Origin of the sequence: Cohnella massiliensis (genome assembly GCF_900169535.1) — a bacterium.
In the GTDB taxonomy this organism is placed as follows: domain Bacteria; phylum Bacillota; class Bacilli; order Paenibacillales; family Paenibacillaceae; genus Cohnella; species Cohnella algarum.
On the sequence record NZ_LT821256.1, the window covers coordinates 1 to 16,113 of the forward strand.

14 protein-coding genes and 1 riboswitch are annotated in these 16,113 nt (G+C 59.9%); of the genes, 2 read left to right on the top strand and 12 right to left on the bottom strand.

Features of this window, described 5'->3' with window-relative positions:
• Positions 1-101: 101 nt before the first annotated feature.
• Positions 102-332: a hypothetical protein gene (locus B7E11_RS04765; RefSeq protein WP_245809623.1), complete on the bottom strand. Its 231-nt coding sequence runs from the start codon at positions 330-332 to the stop codon at positions 102-104.
• Positions 333-834: 502 nt separating this feature from the next.
• Positions 835-2,835 (bottom strand): excinuclease ABC subunit UvrB, encoded by a 2,001-nt coding sequence (gene uvrB, locus B7E11_RS04770; protein WP_080832472.1) that lies wholly within the window; start codon positions 2,833-2,835, stop codon positions 835-837.
• Positions 2,836-3,102: 267 nt separating this feature from the next.
• Between uvrB and B7E11_RS04775 the strand changes: the two genes are divergently transcribed.
• Positions 3,103-3,378, top strand: coding sequence for an autorepressor SdpR family transcription factor (locus B7E11_RS04775; protein WP_080832473.1), 276 nt, complete (start codon positions 3,103-3,105; stop codon positions 3,376-3,378).
• On the top strand, positions 3,375-4,052 hold the full coding sequence (locus B7E11_RS04780) for an SdpI family protein (protein WP_080832474.1): 678 nt from the start codon (positions 3,375-3,377) through the stop codon (positions 4,050-4,052). Before B7E11_RS04775 ends, B7E11_RS04780 begins: the two co-directional genes overlap by 4 nt.
• On the opposite strand, the gene B7E11_RS04785 is transcribed toward B7E11_RS04780, so the two are convergent.
• From B7E11_RS04785 to argF, 10 genes are all read right to left on the bottom strand, one after another.
• Positions 4,049-4,369 carry a DMT family transporter gene (locus tag B7E11_RS04785; RefSeq protein WP_080832475.1) on the bottom strand — a complete coding sequence of 107 codons (321 nt, stop codon included), beginning with the start codon at positions 4,367-4,369 and terminating at the stop codon, positions 4,049-4,051. The genes B7E11_RS04780 and B7E11_RS04785 overlap by 4 nt on opposite strands.
• Complete coding sequence (locus tag B7E11_RS04790) at positions 4,369-4,710, bottom strand: DMT family transporter (protein WP_080832476.1); 342 nt, start codon at positions 4,708-4,710, stop codon at positions 4,369-4,371. The genes B7E11_RS04785 and B7E11_RS04790 overlap by 1 nt, the downstream gene beginning before the upstream one ends.
• 138 nt (positions 4,711-4,848) lie before the next feature.
• Positions 4,849-4,977, bottom strand: a riboswitch (guanidine-I (ykkC/yxkD leader).
• Positions 4,978-5,096: 119 nt separating this feature from the next.
• Positions 5,097-6,575, bottom strand: coding sequence for a PDZ domain-containing protein (locus B7E11_RS04795; protein WP_080832477.1), 1,479 nt, complete (start codon positions 6,573-6,575; stop codon positions 5,097-5,099).
• A gap of 61 nt (positions 6,576-6,636) precedes the next feature.
• Positions 6,637-8,103 carry a S41 family peptidase gene (locus tag B7E11_RS04800; RefSeq protein WP_080832478.1) on the bottom strand — a complete coding sequence of 489 codons (1,467 nt, stop codon included), beginning with the start codon at positions 8,101-8,103 and terminating at the stop codon, positions 6,637-6,639.
• A gap of 159 nt (positions 8,104-8,262) precedes the next feature.
• Positions 8,263-9,441: a murein hydrolase activator EnvC family protein gene (locus B7E11_RS04805; protein WP_080832479.1), complete on the bottom strand. Its 1,179-nt coding sequence runs from the start codon at positions 9,439-9,441 to the stop codon at positions 8,263-8,265.
• 15 nt (positions 9,442-9,456) lie between these two features.
• Complete coding sequence (ftsX, locus tag B7E11_RS04810; protein ID WP_080832480.1) at positions 9,457-10,374, bottom strand: permease-like cell division protein FtsX; 918 nt, start codon at positions 10,372-10,374, stop codon at positions 9,457-9,459.
• Entirely contained in the window at positions 10,364-11,050 is a 687-nt protein-coding gene (gene ftsE / locus B7E11_RS04815) for a cell division ATP-binding protein FtsE (protein WP_281256476.1), read from the bottom strand. Before ftsE ends, ftsX begins: the two co-directional genes overlap by 11 nt.
• 572 nt (positions 11,051-11,622) lie before the next feature.
• Entirely contained in the window at positions 11,623-13,038 is a 1,416-nt protein-coding gene (argH, locus tag B7E11_RS04820; protein WP_080832481.1) for an argininosuccinate lyase, read from the bottom strand.
• Between the two features lie 730 nt (positions 13,039-13,768).
• Complete coding sequence (locus B7E11_RS04830) at positions 13,769-15,016, bottom strand: argininosuccinate synthase (protein WP_080832483.1); 1,248 nt, start codon at positions 15,014-15,016, stop codon at positions 13,769-13,771.
• 116 nt (positions 15,017-15,132) lie between these two features.
• The gene (gene argF, locus B7E11_RS04835) at positions 15,133-16,092 is read right to left on the bottom strand and encodes an ornithine carbamoyltransferase (protein ID WP_080832484.1); all 960 of its coding nucleotides are present in this window, start codon (positions 16,090-16,092) and stop codon (positions 15,133-15,135) included.
• Positions 16,093-16,113: the final 21 nt, after the last annotated feature.

The following is a 16,113-nucleotide window of genomic DNA, read 5'->3' on the forward strand; positions in this document are numbered from 1 at the left end:
CCGACGCGCTCGAACCCTTCATGCCATGGTCGCACGAGCTACCGGCTGAGTGCCGATTAAGTAAAAAGTAACTACAGATTAGTCGAACTGAGCTCCCGCCGCTAGGTGGGGGCTATTTGACGCTTACGTTTCACTCGTTTATAGGCGAGCCGAAGGTTGTTCCCCTCGAGCATTCGCTCCAGCAAGTCGTTCTGTCCTTCGGAAGAAGATGGGTCGAGTTGTGCCGACGAAGAACTCGGCGCTTCGGCATACCCATGCGGCTTCACCGCTACCCTTTGCCGAAAGCTCTCTTGCGAGATATTCTGCTGTCGTTGCTCTTCGTGCGAACGCATCGGTTTCTTCTCCTTTAAGTTCAGCCCTTCCGCACGCTGTTGCAACAGCCTGCGTACTATGGCTTCTGCTGACTCCTGCGGATTCAGCGCGGCTTCTCAGCCGCGGTTACGAAGTAACTTCGCGTATTCCGCAGGCCTCCCCAGATAAGAACGTCACCTTTCCGCCCGCGCTCGCCCAAGTTTACAGCTGCAGCCCTTGGCAGCTTTGGATTTCGTCATGTGCTGGTGACTCATCCGGCTGCAACCGCCTCAAATTGGATTCGTGTACCTCGAGCCGTGCTTTTGCCTCCAGCTTCCTTCAGATTCCGCCTCGCGGCGGACACCCTTGCTCTTGGCTAATGGTAGGCGCTTGCCAGTCCCCCATTCCGGACTTTCACCGTAGAGATGACGCCCATGCCGGGCGTACAACAAAAGCACACCGCCAAACCAGCGGTGTGCTTCAAGCATCGACTCGCCAACGGAGTCGCGAAAACCTAAAGGAACTGCCCGGCGAACGCGCCGCCTACATTTCCGCCTTCAGCTCGAGCAAAGCGTCGCGAAGCTCGGCGGCCCGCTCGAACTGGAGATTTTTCGCCGCTTCCTTCATCTCCGCCTCCAGACGCTGAATGACCGACTGGCGCTCCTTCTTCGACATCTTCTCCACGTTGCCTACGCCGGTCAGATAGCCGCTCTTCTGCTCCGCCACTTTGGTCGCTTCGATGACGTCGCGCACCTTTTTGCGGATCGTTTGCGGCGTAATGCCGTGCTTTTCGTTGTAGGCGGTCTGGATGGCGCGGCGGCGCTCGGTTTCCGAAATCGCCTTCTCCATCGAATCCGTGATCTTGTCGCCGTACATGATGACTCGCCCCTCGGAGTTGCGGGCCGCGCGCCCGATCGTCTGGATGAGCGAGCGTTCCGCGCGCAGGAAGCCTTCCTTGTCGGCGTCGAGAATCGCCACGAGGGAAACTTCCGGCAGGTCGAGGCCTTCCCGCAGCAGGTTGATGCCCACGAGCACGTCGAACTCGCCGAGCCGCAATTCGCGCAAAATCGCCATCCGCTCCAGCGTCTTGATGTCCGAGTGCAAATACCGGACCTTGATTCCGACTTCCTTCAAATAGTCGGTCAAATCTTCCGCCATCTTCTTCGTGAGCGTCGTCACGAGCACGCGCTCGTCCTTGGCGATGCGGATCCGGATTTCGCCCAGCAGGTCGTCGATTTGCCCCTTCGTCGGGCGCACTTCGATGATCGGATCGACAAGGCCGGTCGGACGGATGATCTGCTCGACCATCGTCGGGCAATTTTCGATCTCGTAAGGTCCGGGCGTAGCCGAAACGTAGATGATCTGATTGACCTTGCTTTCGAATTCCTCGAACCGGAGCGGACGGTTGTCCTTCGCCGAAGGCAGGCGGAAGCCGTGGTCGACGAGCACGGATTTCCGCGCCTGGTCCCCGTTGTACATCGCGCGGATTTGCGGCAGCGTAACGTGGGACTCGTCGATGACGACCAGATAATCGTCGGGAAAAAAGTCCATCAGCGTATACGGCGTCGCTCCCCGCTCGCGGAACGTCAACGGCCCCGAATAGTTCTCGATGCCGGAGCAGAACCCCATCTCCGCCATCATTTCCAGATCGTAACGGGTCCGCTGCTCCAGCCGCTGCGCTTCCAGCAGCTTGTTTTCGGCGCGCAGCTCGGCAAGCCGTTCCTCCAGCTCCCGCTCGATGTTGACGAGCGCGAGCTTCATCTTCTCTTCGGCCGTCACGAAGTGGGAGGCCGGGAAAATGACGACGTGTTCCCGCTCGCCGACGATCTCGCCGGTCAGCGTGTCGATTTCGGTGATCCGTTCGATTTCGTCGCCGAACAGCTCGACCCTTACCGCCCGGTCGCTTCGGGATACGGGGAAAATCTCGATGACGTCGCCCCGGACCCGGAACGTTCCCCGGGTAAAGTTGATATCGTTGCGCTGGTATTGGATGTCGACGAGCTTGTGCAGGATGGCGTTGCGGGAGCGTTCCATCCCGACGCGCAGGCTGAGCCGCAAATCGCGGTATTCCTCCGGCGAGCCCAAGCCGTAGATGCACGAGACGCTCGCGACGATGATGACGTCCCTGCGCTCGAACAGCGCCGACGTGGCGGAGTGCCGCAGCTTGTCGATCTCGTCGTTGATGCTGGAATCTTTTTCGATATACGTGTCCGAAGACGGAATATACGCCTCCGGCTGATAGTAGTCGTAATAGCTGACAAAATATTCGACCGCATGATCCGGGAAAAATTCCTTGAACTCGCTGCAAAGCTGAGCGGCCAGCGTCTTGTTGTGCGCGATGACGAGCGTAGGCCGGTTCGCCCGGGCAATCGTATGGGCGATCGTAAACGTCTTGCCCGTTCCCGTCGCGCCCAGCAGCGTTTGATGCTTGATGCCGGCTTCAAGCCCTTCGGACAGCTTCCGGATCGCTTCCGGCTGATCTCCTTGCGGCTCGTAATCGGACACGACCCGAAACTTTACGTCTCCCGGCGAAATTTCCGCCATAGCAGGCACACCCCCACATTTCCGAAACAGAATATTTGTTCCCGTTCATTATATCGATTTCGCCCGGCTCCGTCAAAACGCGTTTCCCCAAACCGCCCGTTAAATCGGACGAACATCGACCCGCAGAAAAAAAGAAAGCCCGGGCGCAAAAAGCCGGGCGTTTCCCCTCTTGATTTTTTCCCGTTCATTCGTTATGCTTTATTTAGATAATTATCTAAATATCAAATTCCGATCAGACCGACTTCCCGAAGAAAGAAGGACTTCAACGTGAACGACGCGTTCAAAGCGCTGTCCGATCCGACCCGCAGGCAAATCATTCAGCTCCTTAAAGCCCGCGATTTGTCCGCCGGGGAGATCGCCGAGCATTTCAACATTTCCAAGCCCAGCATTTCGCACCATCTGAACATTCTTAAAAACGCGCACCTCATCCAGGACGTCCGCCACGGCCAGAATATCATCTATTCGCTGAACATGACGGTCGTCCAGGAAACGCTCGGCTGGTTTCTCAACCTGATCGGAACGAAGGGAGACGAAGAAAAATGACACAACCATCCGCTATTCCGCACAAAAGGTGGATCAAAGGCATCCTCGCGCTGTTTCTCGTCAATTTCGTCCTGTTCGCGGCAGCCTTCCTCATTTTCAACGAGCGATTGCCCGACATCATGCCCACGCATTTCAACGTGGCCGGCGATGTGGACGACACGGCGCCCAAGTGGCAATTTTGGCTGATGTACGGAGGCTTGGCCGTGCTGCTTCCTTCGATCTTGTCGGCCACGCGCTTTATCGATCCCCGCAAGGAGAATTATGCGCGTTTCGAAAGCTTTTACTCGATGTTCCGGTGGGCGATCAGCCTGTTCCTGCACGGCGTGTTCGTCTTCGTGATCCTGCACAGCCTTGGCTACTCCTTCCCGATGAACAAAATCATCGTCAGCGCGCTCGGCTTGCTGTGGATCGTCGTCGGCAACCGGATGGGACAGGTGCGGAGCAATTTTTTCATGGGCATCCGCACTCCGTGGGCGATCATGGACGAGAACAACTGGAATCAAACGCACCGGCTGGCCGCGAAGCTGTGGGTCGCCGCCGGACTGCTGATGCTGATTTCCGCCTGGATCGCTCCGTCTTCCTGGACCGTCGTCGTCGTACTCGTCTGCGCGCTCGGCAGTTCGTTGGCTCCGGTCGTCTACTCGTATTCGCTTCATCGGCGCAAAAGCCCCTAATGCTCGCCGATCAGCTTCAGGCCGATCGCGGCGGCCACGACCAACGCGAGGAAAAAGAGGCGGCGGGGCTGGCGGGATTCACCGTAAAAGAGCATGCCGATCAGCGTCGCCCCGATCGTTCCGATCGCCGTCCAGATCGCGTAGGCGGTACCCATCGAGATCGATTTCATGGCCAGCGTCAGAAGAACGAAGCTGAGGCCGAAGCCGCCCAGCAGCAGCGCGGCCGAAAGCGTGTCCCGCCGTTTGTTCCACAAGTTCAGGCCGGTGACGCCGATCACTTCGCCCAGCCCGGCGAGAATAAGCCATACCCAAGCCATTATGCCCGCTCCTCCTTGTCCGCCTTGACGTCCGTCGTCAGCTTCAAACCGGCGATGCCGATAATCAAAATGATCACAAGCGCAAGCTTTCCGGGATCCAACTCGGCCCCGAAAAAGATCGACTCGCCCAGCACCGTCCCGGCCGCTCCGATCCCGGTAAACACCGCGTACGTCGTGCCGACCGGCAGTTTGCGGGACACGACGATCAACGCGGCAAAGCTGAGCACGATGGCCGCGGCCGTCAATCCCCAAGTCAGCCAATCGTCCGCGTGCTTCAGGCCGGACACCCAGCCGACTTCGCAAATGCCGGCCGCCGCGAGCAGCAACCAATAGCGATTCATGAATCCATTCCTCCTTGAACGTAGTCTAGCGTTAGCCGCGTAGCCCCGGTCCATTCGGATAAACGCAAAAAAGCCCGAGAGCAGCGGAATGCTCCCGAAAGACGCGGCCAAGCCGCGCAACCTTTCGGCGCATCTCGATACTCCCGGGCTTTTATCCCTCCGTGAACGCTATCCTCTGCCGGCGAGGACGGCGCGTTACTCTCTTGGACCGGGCCGGAACCCGACGCCTTGCGGCGGCCGTCCCGCGGAACCCTAGAGTAACCATCGACTTCATCCTATCCTATCAAACCTGCCACGACATGTCAACATGCTGCGGACGCCGAGCGGAAATGCCCCGTTCCGGCGCTTTCATGCGGCGGCATTTCGCGATCGCGAGAGGCGGGCGTTTACCTCCGCGAACGGCGCGGCGGCAGGCCGGCTTCCTCCGGCGCCTTGCGCTCCGCGGTCGCGGCCGAAGCCGGCGGCGCGGGCAGCCGCGCGGCAAGCTCTTCCCGCGGATCGATCGCTTCGAGCAGCATGACGGGCTCGGCCGCGGACGAGGCGGCGGCCGTTTCCCCGGAGGCGTCGGCGGCCTCCCGCCGGGCCGCCTCTTCGGCCCGCAGCCGGCCGGCGTGCCGCCTTCTCGCCCCCGCTTGCCTCAGCCCCTGCCAAATCGAGCCCGAGCGCGGGGCGGCGACGATATCGGCGTCCTCGTCCGGCGCAAGAATGATGCCGAGCTGGTAATGCTCGCCCGAGTAGCGGGCGCGCTGGGCGAACTTCACATGCCCTTCGCGGTTCACGACCTCGAGCTTCGAGAACGCGGCTTGCAGCTGCATCGCGTCGTGAAGCTGCTCCTTGTCGTCGACGCGTTTTCCGTTCAGCCGCATAATCCGCTCGCCCGCCTGCAGGCCCATTTCCGCCGCCGGCGTTCCCGGAAGCACCGCCAGAATCGTCAGCCCGCGCCCCTCTTGCGCGTAAACCGGCTGGCGGCCGCCCTCGCGCCACCTTCCGAGCAGCAGCACGCCTTCGTGCAAAACGAAAGCGCCCAGCGACGCGACGAAGGCAAGCGGCTCCCAGAAAACGGAGCCCGCGGCCAGCAGGCAGATCAGCGCTCCGTAAACGAGAAGCGAGTTGCCCGATTCGCGCGCCTTCTCCTCCGGCCAGCGCGTCGTCGTCCGGTCGGTGAAGCCGATCAGCACCGGAAACGCGAGGAGGCTCCAGGCGGAGACGGAGCTTTCGAGGCCGAACAGCGGCGTCCAGGGAAGCGTCAAGCCGTCCGCGCCGGCGGCGGGAACGAGCCACAGCAGCGGGATCGGCCAAACGCCGGACAGCGAGTAAGCGCCGACCGGCTTGCCGCGCTTGCCTTCCAGAAACAGCGGGACCGCCTGTTTCGCTCCTTGCAGGCGTATGAGAGCGCCCTCGGCCACGTGCAGCAAGCCGGCCAAAAACAGGAGGCCGGGCACGTCGATGCCGAGCAGCTCCCGGATCGCGCCGGAAGAGTCGCCGTCAAGGCCCGTCCACGCCAAAACCGACTGAACGACGCCAAGCGCGCCCGCCGCATAGGCGAGACAAATGTAGCGCAGCCGAAACAGCGCCAGCACGACCATCGCGAGCCAGATGCACAGCAGCGTCCCGTTCGACAACCGCGCGCCCGCGCCGAGCCCGACGAGGGAGAGGCAAAGTCCCGCTCCGAGTCCGGCAAGCGTCCGGCTCGCGAGCAGGGAAAGCGAACCGTACATGCGGACGTGAAACATTTGCCGCTGCAGCACGACGCCGTTTCTCGCATGCCACCAGGCGAACAAAACGGCTATATAAAAATAGGGCAACGTAAACAAACCCGCTGCGGCCAGGCCCGCTTCCCGCAGCCAGTCAATCCAAGGGCTCATTCCTTTCGTCCCCTTTCGTATTCGGTCTAGTCTACATTCGACGAGGGGCGCCGCAATTCCTTTAGCCGCTTTTTTCCTCCATTTTCAGCAAAATGTCGCGCGCGGCGACCCACTGCGCGTCGAACTCCGGATTTTGCAGCGCTCGGTAAAATTCCTCCTCCAGCCGCTCCGCGGTTCGTTCGTCCGCGATTCCCGTCTCGGGGAGCCCCGCATGCCGTTGAAAGCTCTTCAACGCTTCCTCGGTCGCGGAGCTGAAATACCCGTCCGCGCGATCGGCGGGAAAGCCCGCTCCTTCCAGCATCAGCTGCAAATTCCGGACGTCGTCTCCCGTTTCGTCCGGCTTCAATACCTTGTCCCGCGGCAGCCGGGAAGCGCCGAAATAAGCGGGCTGGCTCACGGACACGTCGGGGACGATGCCCCGATCGTCGATCCAGCTGCCGTCCGGCAGCAGCCACTTCGACACGGTCAACTTGACCAGGCTTCCGTCGTCCAGGCCTTTTTCGAAGCTGATTTGCACCGTGCCTTTGCCGTACGTCGTTTCGCCGAGCAGCGCGGCTCCCGCCGAATGCTTCAGCGCCCCGGCGACGATTTCGGCCGCGCTGGCGCTCCCCTTGTCGATCAGAACCAGGATCGGGTACGCTTTGGCCGCCGTCAAGCTCCCGTTCGACCGTTCGGTCGTTCGGACGCCGTTTTTATCCTCGGAGATGACGATCGGCTTTCCCTGCGGCACGAACAGCTCCGCCACCCCGAGCGCGGACGGCATGACGCCGCCCGGATTGTTGCGAAGGTCGAGGACGAGCGCCCTCATCCCCTGGTCCTCCATCTCCCGAAGCGCTTGCGAGGCTTTTTCCGCCGTATCGAACGAGAACCGGGTGATTTTCAGTTTGCCGACGCCGTCTTCGCCGAGCTTTCCGATCGCCGTCTCTTCCATGATGAGGTCGCGGATAAGCTCCAGCTCCAGCATCTGTTCCGCGCCCGGCCGCTCTACGCGCAGCTTGGCTTTCGTTCCTTTGGGACCTCGGATTTGGGCGATCGCGTCGCCAAGGCTCAAGCCTTGCAGCGCGTTTCCGTTAACTGACAGCAAAATATCTTCGGCCTGCAGGCCGGCGCGATCGGCGGGCGTTCCTTCCATGACCTGCCGGACCACGACCTCGCCATCCTCGATGCCCAGCCTGGCGCCGATGCCGGTAAACGTTCCTTCGACCGCATCCGTGAATTTGGCGGCTTCGTCTCCCGTCATGTAGACGGAATACGGATCTCCGAGCGCTTCCACCATGCCCCGGATCGCTCCGTCGATCAGTTCGTCCCGATCGACGGACAGCCGGTATTCGCCTTCGATCAAAGCGATCGTCCGGTTCAGCTTCTCGAGCTCGTCCGGCCGCAGGCCTCCGGAATCCGCGGCGGCGCCGGCGGAAGATGAAGTCCGGTTCGTTTTGCCGGCAGCGTCCAAATAGCCGATCGTCGCCAAGCATGCGAGCAGCGCCGTGCAAGCCATAATGGCGATGACCGTCCGCCCCCGAAACCTCATCTTCCCCACCCTCTCTCTTTTCTTCCAATTAGTGTATGAGCGCGGCGCCGGTCTTAGTTCAGTCCGGCAGCCGCGGCTTCCGAAACGAGAAAACAGCCGCTCCTCCGCGACTCTTCCGGCTTGCGGAAGCTTCGGGACCGGAGGAACCGGCTGCGCTCGTTATTCCAAGTATGGTGCCGGATTGACGGGGTTTCCGTCCTTGCGCACCTCGAAGTGCAGGTGGTAGCCCGTCGCCGTGCCGGTTTTGCCGACAAGGCCGATTTTTTCCCCGCGCTTCACGGTTTGGCCTTTCTCGACGAGAATGCCGCCCGGCTTCAGGTGCCCGTACAGCGTCCACAGTCCGCCCCCGTGGTTGATAATGATCGTGTTGCCGTAGCCGCTCCACGATTGGGCGACGATGACGACGCCCGACTCCGCCGCATAGACGGACGTTCCGTTCGGCGCGGCCATATCGATGCCGGCGTGAAGCTTGTTCTTCTGGCCGGTTACCGGATGGGTTCTGTAGCCGTAAGGAGACGACAGCCGGTACGAATCCTTGAGCGGAACGGCGAGCTTGCCTCCGGTGTAGTACGTTTTGATCTTTTCCTTTTTCTCCAGAAGCTCCGAGTACTTTTTCCCGAACTCCATGAGCGCCTTCTCGGCTTCTTCGCTGATTTCCTCGGTTTCCTCGATCTGCTCGTCGAGCTTGGCGATCATGACTTCCTTCTCGCGTTCCTTCTGCTCCAGGTTCGCCTTGCGGGCCGCCATTTCGTCGTACAGCGCCTTGACGTTGGCCAGCTCGGATTCAACCTGCGCCTTCTTCTCGGCGACGAGCGCTTCGTACTCCTTGCTTTGCTCGAATACGTTCTTGTCCTGTTCCATGATCAGCTTCATCGCATTGAACCGGGTCAGAAAATCGTCGAAGCTGGTCGAGCTGAGCAGAACGTCGAGGTAGGACACGGTTCCGTTCGTATAAATGAGGCGAATTCGCGTTTTCAGCAAATCGTCGCGCTCGGCGCGCTCCTTTTCGGCGGCTTCGAGTTCCGCCGTCGTCGCCAGCAGCTTCTCTTCGGCGGCATCGATTTTCGCCTGGGTGGCGACCAGCTCTTCGCCCGCCTTGGAGATTTCCGCCAGCAAGGCGGCGACGTCCGCTTTCGTCGCTTCCCTTTGAGCGGTGAGCACCTTGCTGTCCTGCTCCGCCTGCTTTTTGTCTTGGGTGACCTCGTTCATTTGCTGCTGAAGCCTTTTGATTTCTTTCTCGATCTTTTCGACCTCGGTCTCCGCCCGGCTCTCGTAGGGCTGTCCGATCATGAGAATAAGGGCAAGAAACGCGAGGACCGGCAGCAACTTCTTTCTCACGGTTGTCCTCCTTCTTTATACCTTCAAGTATTTGCGGACGGAAACGGTGCTGCCCCAGATGCCAAGCAGCGCGCCAAGCGCGAGCAGCGTAACGGTGACAAATCCGGCAACCTCGTCCATGCCGGACAATTGAATCATCATCAAGCCGAGGTCGAACTGCGTCGTTTTCAGCAATTGCGAGTAGCCGTAAAGCAGAATTCCGGTCGTGATGGCCGCCCCGCCGACTCCGATCAAAACGCCCTCCACGAAAAACGGCCAGCGGATGAAGCTGTTCGTGGCGCCGACGAGCTTCATGATCGCGATTTCGCGGCGGCGGGCGATGATCGTCATCTTGATCGTCGTCGAGATAAGGAACATCGCCATGACGGCAAGCCCGGCGACGATCACGAGGCCGATATTGCGAACCGCGTCGGTAATGCGGAACAGCTTCTCGACGGTGCCTTGCCCGTAATAAACGCCGTAGATGGGCTTGTCCGCGTCGGATACGTTGAAAGCCTCGATCTGCTCGGCGACGTAGGCGACTTGCTGGGGATCGAACACTTCGATGTCGAAGCCGTCCGGCAGCGGATTTTGTTCGTTTTCATAGCCGTCGAGCGCGCTTTTGGCGTTTTCGTCCAAACTTTCCCGAAGCCGTTCCAGGCCTTCCTCCTTGGAAACGAACGTGACGCTCTTGACCTGCTCCAGGTTGCGGATTTTGCGGTCGACTTCCTCGATTTTCGCGTCGTCGGCGTTCAAATCCATGTAGACGCGAATCTCGACCTGGCTTTCGACTTGATCGGCGAATTTGTTCACATTGAGCGCGAGCAGCATGAACACGCCGAGAATAAGGAGGGACACGACAATCGAGCCGATCGAAGCGAACGTCATCCACCCGTTGCGGAAGACGTTTTTGGCTCCTTCGCGCAAGTGGCGCGCGTAGGTCCTAAAGGTCATAGCCGTATTCCCCTCTCTGCTCGTCGCGAACGATCGTTCCCCGCTCGATCGCGATGACGCGCTTGCGCAGACTGTTCACGATTTCCTTGTTGTGGGTGGCCATGACGATCGTCGTTCCGCGAAAATTGATCTCCTCCAGCAGCTTCATGATTCCCCAGGACGTCTCGGGGTCCAGATTGCCCGTCGGCTCGTCGGCGACGATGACGGCGGGATTGTTGACGATCGCCCGGGCGATCGCGATCCGCTGCTGCTCGCCGCCCGACAGCTGCGCCGGCAGGCTGCCCGACTTATGCTTCAGGCCGACCAGATCGAGCACTTCCATTGTCCGGCGGCGTATCGACCGCTTGGGCGCTTCGATGACTTCCATCGCGAACGCGACGTTCTCGAACGCAGTGAGCTTGGGGAGAAGCCGGTAATCCTGGAAGATGACCCCGATGTTGCGGCGTATGTACGGGATTTTTCGCTGTTTCAGCTTTCCGATGTTGAAGCCGTTTACGAAAAGCTGGCCTTTGGTCGGAACTTCCTCGCGATAAATGAGCTTCATGAATGTCGATTTGCCGGCGCCGGAAGGGCCGACGATATATACGAACTCGTTCCGGTCGATCACTACGTTGATACCTTCAAGGGCGATCGTTCCGTCCGAGTAAGTCTTGGAAATGTCGTGCATTTCAATCACGGGAAACTACCACCTTGTTCGTATTCGGACTTTAAATACTTCGACATTGTGCCTGAAATTCCTTTCTTTGTCGACGGTTCCCGGGCAAACGATCCGAATTTTGTCGCGGTCATGTCGCCGCAAAGCGTTGGCGGGCGCCGGAATCGGGAAAGATTTTAAATTTTTTTTAATCTGCAGGAGTCGGAAGGCGGCGGCATTCGGGGCTTGGGGGGGGTGGTACGAAGGTTGCTCAAGTTGGATGAGTAGTCATGAATCAACTGGATCGGCAGCGGGCGCGCGGAGACGGCGAAATGAGTAATATTTACTCAAGTGAGTGCGGATGGTTGCGGATGGCGCGTTGAGATGAGTAGTCATGAATCAACTGGATCGGCAGCGGGCGCGCGGAGGCGGCGAAATGAGTAATATTTACTCAAGTGAGTGCGGATGGCTGCGGATGGCGGGTTGAGATGAGTAGTCATGAATCAACTGGATCGGCAGCGGGCGGCGGAAGGGTTGAGATGAGTAAAAACCCGCCGGTCCCTGGCCGGCGGGTTTCGGCGCGAAGACGGAAAGCCCGTTCCCGCGCGATCATCTTATTTGCATTTCTCCGCATACTCGGCCGTCCACGCGTTCACGCGCTCGAGCTCGGCCGCCGCGCGTCCGATCGCGGCTTCGACCTGAGCGGTCGCGGTGCCGCCGTAAACGTTGCGCGCATTGACGACGTTGTGAGGCTGCAGCACCTCGTAAATGCGGTCGTCGAACAGAGACGAAAACTGCTTGAACTCGTCCAGCGTCAAATCCAGCAGGAATTTGCCGTTCTGGATGCAGTACAGCACCGTTTTGCCGATGACCTCGTGCGCCTGGCGGAACGGCAGCCCTTTGCCGACAAGAAAATCGGCGATATCGGTCGCATTGGAAAAATCGTTGTCGACCGCGCGCCGCATTTGCTCTTTGCGCACCTTCATCGTGGCGATCATCGGCGCGAACAGCTGAAGGGCGCCCTGCAGCGTTTTAACCGTATCGAACATGCCTTCCTTGTCTTCCTGCATGTCCTTGTTGTATGCGAGCGGCAGCGACTTCAGCACGGTCAGCAGCCCGACGAGATTGCCGTACACGCGCCCGGTTTTGCCGCGGACAAGCTCGGGCACGTCCGGGTTTTTCTTTTGCGGCATAATGCTCGAGCCGGTGCAGAACGCGTCGTCCAGCTCGATGAACTGGAACTCCGTGCTCGACCACAACACGAGCTCTTCGCTCAAACGCGACAGATGCGCCATGATCAGCGAAGCGTTGGCAAGAAACTCCACGATAAAATCGCGGTCGCTGACGGCGTCGAGGCTGTTTTCGTACACGCGCCCGAAATTCAGCAGCTTCGCCGTGTACTGGCGGTCGATCGCAAACGTCGTCCCGGCCAGCGCGCCGGCGCCGAGCGGCAGCGTGTCGATCCGCTTGTAGCTGTCCTGGAGCCGTTCGATATCGCGACCGAACATCGAGACGTACGCCATCAAATGGTGCGCGAACAAAATCGGCTGCGCCCGCTGAAGATGCGTGTAGCCCGGCACGATCGTGTCCAGATTGGCCTTCGCCTGCGAAATGAGCGCATCCTGCAGCTTGGCCAGCAGGTCGACGAATTCGACGACCCGCTTGCGCAAATACAGGTGCATGTCGGTCGCCACCTGGTCGTTGCGGCTGCGTCCCGTGTGCAGCTTGCCGCCGACCGGTCCGATCTCGTCGATGAGCGATTTTTCGATGTTCATGTGGATGTCTTCGTCGGAAATGGAAAACTCCTGCTCGCCCCGCTGAATGCGGTTGCGGACCCTCATCAGGCCCTCCTTGATTTTCTCCACGTCGTCCGCGGACAAAATGCCGCATTTCCCCAGCATCGTCACGTGCGCGAGACTGCCCTGGATATCCTCCTCGGCCAGCTCCTTGTCGAACGTAATCGATGCGGTGTATTCTTCCACCAGTTGGTCGGTTTTTTTCGTAAACCGGCCGCCCCACAGCTTGGTCATGGATATTGAAGCTCCCTTCGTCTTCGGTCGGTTGCCTGACGGTTCCGGGCGAATGGCCCGGATAGCGAGCCCTCGCCCCTTGCAAATCCGCCCAAACGGCCTGGCCGCGGCTCCGCCCATGAAAATAACGGTCCTAAACGACCGTTAATTGCCCGATTTAAGGGCCATGCAGCAAATTAACGGCTTAAATCGACCGTTAACGGCCCGATTTTAGGCCGTCGAGCAAAATAACGGTTCAAAGCGACCGTTAATGGCCCTGTTTAAGGCCGTTTAGCGAAATAACGGTCCTTTCGGGCTGTTAATCCTTTATTTTCCCGTTTTTTGGGCTGGTTTGAACCGAATAACGGTCGCAGAATGCCGCTATTCGGGGCAGGTCGTTCCCGGCGGCGAAAAAAGGGAAAACGGGAGCCTCGCCGGCGCGATCATGCGCCTGCGCCGCTCCCCCCGTTCGCTCAAGGCCGGATTTCCGCAATCCCCGCTTGCGGGTCTCGGGTACCGCCATCTTCGTACCGGCCAAGGCACCTTTCATCTTCATACCGGCCCCGATGCACGGCTAATGTGCAGTCGGCTTCGATGCGCCGCTGATCTTCTTACCCGGCCAGATGCCCTCGAATCCTCGAACCGGCCGACACACAGCTAATGTTCGTACCGGACCGGATACCACCCTAATCCTCGTACCGGCAGATACGACCGCTATCGCGTATCCACAAAAACTTCGGGGCAATCCGCCTCAGCCGTTGTCGACGCCGGAAGCGCCGGTAACGCCGGACGACACTTTGAGCCGCAGCGCGTTCAGACGGATGAAGCCGGTCGCGTCGCCTTGATCGTAGGCTTGCGTCGGGTCGGCCTCCATCGTCGCGATGTGCGGGTTGTACAGGCTGACCGGGCTCTTCAGGCCCGCAGCCATAATGTTGCCTTTATACAGCTTCAGGCGGACGGTGCCGGTGACGTTCTTCTGGCTTTCGGCGACGAGCGCCTGAATGGCCAGTCGCTCCGGCGCGAACCAGAAGCCGTTGTAAACGAGCGACGCGTATTTCGAAATGAGCGAATCGCGCAAATGCATGACGTCGCGGTCCATCGTCAGCGACTCCATCTTGCGGTGCGCCGTAAACAGGATGGTGCCGCCCGGCGTTTCGTACACGCCGCGGCTTTTCATGCCGACGAAGCGGTTCTCGACCATGTCGACGCGGCCGATGCCGTGCTTGCCGCCGAGCTCGTTCAATTTTTCCATGACGGCCAGCGGGCTGAGCTTTTCGCCGTTGATCGCGACGCAGTTGCCGGCCTCGAAATCAAGCTCGACGTATTCGGCTTGATCCGGCGCTTGCTCCGGCGAGACGCTGAGCACGTACATGTCCTGAACGTCCGGCGCGCTCGCGTCGAACCACGGATCTTCGAGCATGCCGCTTTCGAAGCTGATGTGCAGCAGGTTGCGGTCCATCGAGTACGGCTTGGCCGCGGATGCCTGCACGTTGATGCCGTGCTTTTCGGCGTAGGCGATCATTTCGGCGCGGCCCGGGAACGCTTCCCGGAACGCCTCGTCGCGCCACGGCGCGATCACTTTGATGTCCGGCGCGAGCGCCGCCGCGGTCAGCTCGAAGCGCACCTGGTCGTTGCCCTTGCCGGTCGCGCCGTGCGCGATGGCCGTCGCGCCTTCGGCGCGGGCGATTTCGACCATGCGCTTGGCGATCAGCGGACGGGCGATGCTGGTGCCGAGCAGATATTGGCCTTCGTACAGCGCCCCCGCCTGGAACATCGGGAAGATGAAGTCTTTGGCGAATTCGGCGCGCAGGTCGTCGATGTAGACTTTGGAAGCGCCGGTCTGGATCGCTTTTTCCTCCAGTCCGTCCAGTTCTTCCTTTTGGCCGATATCGGCCGTGAACGTAATGATTTCGGCGTCGTACGTCTCTTTCAGCCACGTCAAGATGACGGACGTGTCGAGACCGCCGGAGTATGCCAGTACGATTTTTTCCTTTGCCATGTCGGGTACCGCTCCTTCTTTTAACTGACGCATGTCTCTTATTATATAGCTTGCGCAGGGGAAGCCGCCAGATTCGGAAATGAATTCCTTGTCCGGCGGCTCCTCGCGTCGACCTTTTACATGATGGCGGCCATGATCGCCTTTTGCGCGTGCAGGCGGTTTTCCGCCTCGTCGAAAATGACGGAGTTCGGACCGTCGATGACGCCTTCGGTCACTTCTTCTCCGCGGTGCGCGGGAAGGCAGTGCATGAACAGGTAGTCCTTCTTCGCGAACTGGACGAGCTGTTCGTTCACCTGGTAATTTTGGAAGGCGCGTTCCCGATCCTTCTGCTCCTCTTCGAAGCCCATGCTCGCCCATACGTCCGTGTAAATAACGTCGGCTCCTTCGACCGCTTCCCGGGGATCGCGCACGATGTCGACCCGTCCCCCGTGCTCGCCGGCGAAATCGCGGGCGAGCTTCACCTGTTCCGCGTCCGGCTCGTAGCCTTCCGGCGACGCGCTGGCAAAATGCATCCCGAGCTTGCTGGCGCCGATCATGAGCGAGTGCAGCATGTTGTTGCCGTCCCCGATGTAAGCGACTTTCAGCCCTTCGAGGCGTCCCTTTTTCTCCAGAACCGTCTGGTAATCCGCCAGCGCCTGGCACGGATGGGACTGGTCGGACAGCGCGTTGATGACCGGAACGGTCGCGCTGCGCGCCAGCTCCACCACGTTGCGGTGGCCGAACGTCCGGATGATGATGCCGTCAAGATAACGGGACATCGTCATCGCCGTATCCCGGATCGTCTCGCCGCGCCCCATCTGGATGTCGTTGCGGCTTAAGAACAGCGCCTGGCCGCCCAGCTGGTACATGCCGACTTCGAACGAAACCCGGGTCCGGGTGGACGATTTTTCGAAAATCATCCCGAGCGACTTGCCCTTGAGCGGCTGATACACTTCTCCTGCCTTGAGCTTGCGCTTCAGTTCGATGGCGAAATCGATCAAATACCGGATTTCTTCGGCCGAGCAATCGACAAGCCCGAGAAAATCCCGGCCTTTGAGGCCGGCGGCCAGTTCTTCCGTTTTTGCGGCTGGTTGCACGTTCAACCCCTCCTTCTCTAT